The 4,279-nt window shown below is 56.1% G+C and carries 3 protein-coding genes and 2 pseudogenes; 2 read left to right on the top strand and 3 right to left on the bottom strand.

What is annotated here, in order from left to right; genetic code table 11:
• Both KJQ96_RS38025 and KJQ96_RS38020 read left to right on the top strand, forming a co-directional pair.
• A pseudogene (locus KJQ96_RS38025) lies at nucleotides 1–282 on the top strand (hypothetical protein); the annotation flags it as partial.
• A 521-nt stretch (nucleotides 283–803) separates the two neighbouring features.
• The gene (locus KJQ96_RS38020; protein ID WP_249735062.1) at nucleotides 804–1,007 is read left to right on the top strand and encodes a hypothetical protein; all 204 of its coding nucleotides are present in this window, start codon (nucleotides 804–806) and stop codon (nucleotides 1,005–1,007) included.
• Between the two features lie 658 nt (nucleotides 1,008–1,665).
• Here KJQ96_RS38020 and KJQ96_RS38015 read toward each other — a convergent pair.
• From KJQ96_RS38015 to KJQ96_RS42525, 3 genes and pseudogenes are all read right to left on the bottom strand, one after another.
• Nucleotides 1,666–1,806 (bottom strand): hypothetical protein, encoded by a 141-nt coding sequence (locus KJQ96_RS38015; protein ID WP_213291110.1) that lies wholly within the window; start codon nucleotides 1,804–1,806, stop codon nucleotides 1,666–1,668.
• A pseudogene (locus KJQ96_RS42530) lies at nucleotides 1,803–1,925 on the bottom strand (hypothetical protein); the annotation flags it as partial. The gene KJQ96_RS38015 and the pseudogene KJQ96_RS42530, both read right to left, overlap by 4 nt.
• A gap of 464 nt (nucleotides 1,926–2,389) precedes the next feature.
• Nucleotides 2,390–2,647 (bottom strand): helix-turn-helix domain-containing protein, encoded by a 258-nt coding sequence (locus KJQ96_RS42525; protein WP_375293270.1) that lies wholly within the window; start codon nucleotides 2,645–2,647, stop codon nucleotides 2,390–2,392.
• Nucleotides 2,648–4,279: the final 1,632 nt, after the last annotated feature.

Raw genomic sequence — 4,279 nt, 5'->3', positions numbered from 1 at the left:
GTTGTTCAGCGAGGCGAGCGTTGCGATCGACGGCAGCAAGTTCAAGGCCGTCAACTGATTTATGCTGGCAAGGTCGATCATGGCTTCGACAAGAAGTCCGCCGCCGAGCTGCGCCAGCGTCTGACGCCCCTAATCCGCAAGACGCAGCCCTATACCAAACGGATTGCCCACAAGGGCATTTGGGTGGAGCCGGAGCTCTACGCCGAAATCGAATACCGGGCCAAGTCGGCCGAGGGCAAGGTCAGACATCCGTTCTTCGAGGGTCTGCGGGAGGACCTGTGATGAAAACGGTCTGGGTTTACGTCGACACCAGCAAGCAGGTCGGAGACCCGATCACCTCAAGGTCTTTGCGAGCGGCGATGCTGCCGATGCATGGTTTGAGCAGAACGATCCCGAGGGCGTTGCATTCGAATACGAGGTTCTAGAGTGATAGCGACTTCTCCCCGAACGATCGGTTAGCCAGTGCGGCAGAAAGCCCTTTCCAATCATAACGGCCGGTGAGAAAGGTTAGTCAGCGTAAGGTCTTGATTTTGCGGTTGGAAGGCCCTCCCTCGGCGCTCACCAATAAGATCAAATACTTAGCCGCAAATACCAGCCTCTCTTATCTGATCGATTTCTGTTGTGCACACGCCCTGCACACTTACAATGCTGAACTAAGGCGCATGGATAGGATGCAATGGACTACGGGCTGTTCATTTTCAATTGTTGCGGCCTTCGCGATTTTCGCCGCTGTTCTCTACGTGATAACCGAGCTTCAAGACCGACGGCAGCCCTCCACCTAAAGCGATGCCGCCAGCTACATCATGAAGCTGCCGCAGGCTGAGCACTCCGCGCCGGAATGGCAGGCCGCAATGGAGGCGCTGATCCTCGTTGCGGAGAACGGTGGGCCGACGATGCTGGCCAGGATCGGCGTCATGCGAGCGTTGAACCGTCACGTCGAGCGGGTTTTTGATCCCGATCGCAAGGGCCATCATTGGGGCAAGCGGAAACTGAAGCGCGACGAATGAAGTGCTGACGCGAAGCTAGTTCATTCCCTCGTCTAGCTCTGGAACATCCCACAACGAAATTGCCAATATGATTAACGCGGGCCAAGCTAGCATGGCTCCAAATGCAATGGCCTGCACTGTGGTCATGGATTGCTCCTAACCGTGCCCTCATGTGCGAACTCAACGAAAAACCTTTGCACCGGAACTCCTCGACGCAAAGAAGGCCGCGTGAATCACCTGACCGCGCCGCGAACGAAAGAGGCTGCCTGAGTTAGCGGCCTCTTCGCAAAGGCTCCGTCCCCACATTGAAGCGCCCGTAAGACTCCGGATGTGGCTCTCAAATTGGACGAATCCTGTTGAAGCCGCCGCCCCCTCTTCACAATGAAGTATGAGTAATAGTTAGTGAGGGGTTTTTAAATGCCTTCTCTTCAGCCGCGTATTGACGCCTACTCCACCCTGTCCGCAAGTCTTCTGACTGAGCGCGCCGAATTGGAATTGTTGCGCGAGTTGGTCAGGCAAGCACAAGTAGCGGCTGCGGTCCGTCGTCGAAGGTCCAGGAAGGAAGCCCGCCAGCGTGAACAGGCGGGCCTTGGTCGTTAGATCAATCGCTCACCCGCCGTTGCGAGACACTTGCCCGCTTTGAGGCAATAGCGGGCCGGCTCCACGCGTGCAGTTGCTGCTAGTAGCCGGATCGCCGGCCGATCTCCCAGCTTTCAGCTTCCATGCCGAACGGCGCCTGTTGCTGCATTGTGACGCCAAGTTCTTTCGGCATCAGGCTCGCCATGACCCGGACGAACCCACCAAGCTCTTCAACGATCATCCGCTGTAGCGCGGTCTCTCCGCTCGCTTCCCAAAGCCCGAACGCAACGCGTTGATGAACGGCTCTTCGAGCTTCTGACGCGCTCCTGGAGGCCTTCCAGCCGGGTTGCCGGATTGGCCCTTTAAGCCAGCGGTGTCCTCTGTTTGTCACTTGTTGATTCACGTCTTGATCTCTTTTTCTGCGTGTTACCCTAGACACCTGACAATCTGGCCGTGCTGGACCGCCAAAGACCAAAGAGCTAAGCTCCAAAGATTAGGTCTCCGCGGGAGGCTAACATGTTCCAGAGTGCGGCCTGGTCATTTGACGATCCCATTATTGTTTTCGTAGCAGCCGTCCTGATTGTCTCCATCTTCCTGATGCTCAGTGAGATAAGGCGTCTGCATAAGAAAATGAACGGGCTAACGTACCAGATGAGCGAGCTAAAGATGCTCATCAGGACTATCTAGCTCGTCAACGCCTTCCTTTCTGTAGCCGATGGGCCTTAGTGACTCAGCGCACGGCCCGTCCGCATTTGTTGTTTAATGTCCTCTCTCTCTCTCTCTCTCTCTCTCTCTGGCGCCGAGCCGTTCGCCTAGCGCAGAGGTCAGTCGTAATTTTGCCAAGCTGGAAACACATCGGCGAAACGTCTGCGAAGGATGCCGTAGCACTCGCAGGTCCGGCTCCTCAAAGCATCCAGCCGCAATATCCTGATATGGCTGCGGCTGGTATCAATGACGCCCGCATTGCTGAGATCGACGCAGATTTGATTGATCGTTGTACGCTGAGATCCTAGCATTCTTGCAAGGAATTCCTGAGTGCGTTTCAGGTCATCCCTGACTGATCGCGTGCGGTTGCCAACCAACGGCAGAGACGCGGACCGACTTGATGGACGACGTTACAGGGGGGTGACTGACGTCCCTCGGCGATGACCATCGCCTGGTGCCGATTCATTAACGTCCGCAACCTCTCGTGGCTATGATATGCGCGAATAAAATGATGCAGCTGGCATGAAGGATGCGCTCGCGCCGGCCTCAACCGTTACCTGATCTATGCTTCATGAACATCCAAAACAATACCGGAACACACCATGGTGTCGCGTCCGACCAGCGATACTTCGGCCAATTGTCTGGATTCCATGCTAACGATGAGCGAGATCAGGCCTCCGTGCGGGAAGAAACGTGCGTCACCGGTTCGCCGGCTCGGTAGAGTACGTCAGCTTTTTTGAACTGAGCCACTTGCAAGTCGGGTTCGAGGAGTTCTCGCGCCTCTGGTGGTAGCGAACTCCGACCTTTGCAGGTATCTGCATCACACCTGTCGGTCAGGAGAGCGAAATGACGTTTAGCGGCACTCATTGCCCGCGCCCTTTCTTGGCGGATGGCGGCGGGCTGGGTAGCGCAGCTGCATTCGATCCTTGGAAGCTATCCACGCGAGCGGAAAGCCCACCCAGCTGTTCCGAAAGCAACTTACGCTGGCCCTGCTCAGCCGATATCTGCCGCTGTAGGCCGCTGATCTGTTCCGCGGCACGTTGCTGTGCGGCCTGGAGCTCTTGGATCGTTTGCTGGAGATTGGCCACAGCATCTCTAGCCGTCTTGTCAGCGAATTCGGCAGCCAGAGACGGCTCAGCATTGGGGCGAACAGCCGTTAATGGCGAGGACTCGGATCCGATTCGATTGCCGGCCCAAAGAACTGAAGCAATGGCAACCGCGAGGAGAATAAGTAGAACCCACGGCAGTATGCGGCGCGGTCGTCCTGGCCCGCTGCTGATGCGATTGTTGGACGTGAACTCGCTCATCATCTGGCTATTAAGCCGACAATTATCGATTAGTTCCCCATCAACGGGTGATAGCCGTGGCGGTTCTCGCTTTGCGCCTTGCACTCGCCTGCGATTGGATGGTTAGCAGGGCGAGGAGATGTCAGAACTCAAATCGGGCTGGAGACGTGAGTTTGACGAGCCGCCCCGCTACCAGGGGGCAGCACAAACGGCATCCGTAAACCTGTTTCGATGGTGGTCGTTATGTTGGCCATAGTTTTCGTACCTAAGCGACTGCCAAGATCGCGAATACAATCGCTCCCGCCAGAATTAACTTGCTGTCCATACTCGGCCCTGCGTGAATTAGGACAATATCAAAATCAGACCAGGACATCCGGGATCAAATACGGACAGTACGGCGGTCCGGGTACTGGCCGAAATAAGCCAATCGCGATTCCGAAGTAGCCCACTCCTCTGCCATACGAACGCGACAATTAAGGGCTTGCGTTCTCAAGTCGGAACCGCGGACGGCGACTATAGTCGGGCCAAACCAGTCGAGGTTCGGACTTCAGTACACGGCCTCAGCGCAGCAGCCCCGTGCTGACGCCGTTCTTTTTGGCCACTCCACTTTTCGAAACAGACCACCGAAGCAAATCACCTCAGGGAAAGGCCGCCTTTAACTAATAATTTAGACTAGTTTCTGTCGCGAAACGCCCGGATTTGGGGGCGCCGATCCAAGTTATG

The organism is Bradyrhizobium sp. sGM-13, from assembly GCF_018398875.1.
GTDB lineage: Bacteria > Pseudomonadota > Alphaproteobacteria > Rhizobiales > Xanthobacteraceae > Bradyrhizobium.
The sequence above is the reverse complement of the archived record's forward strand: the minus strand, read 5'-3'. Positions and strand labels throughout refer to the sequence as shown.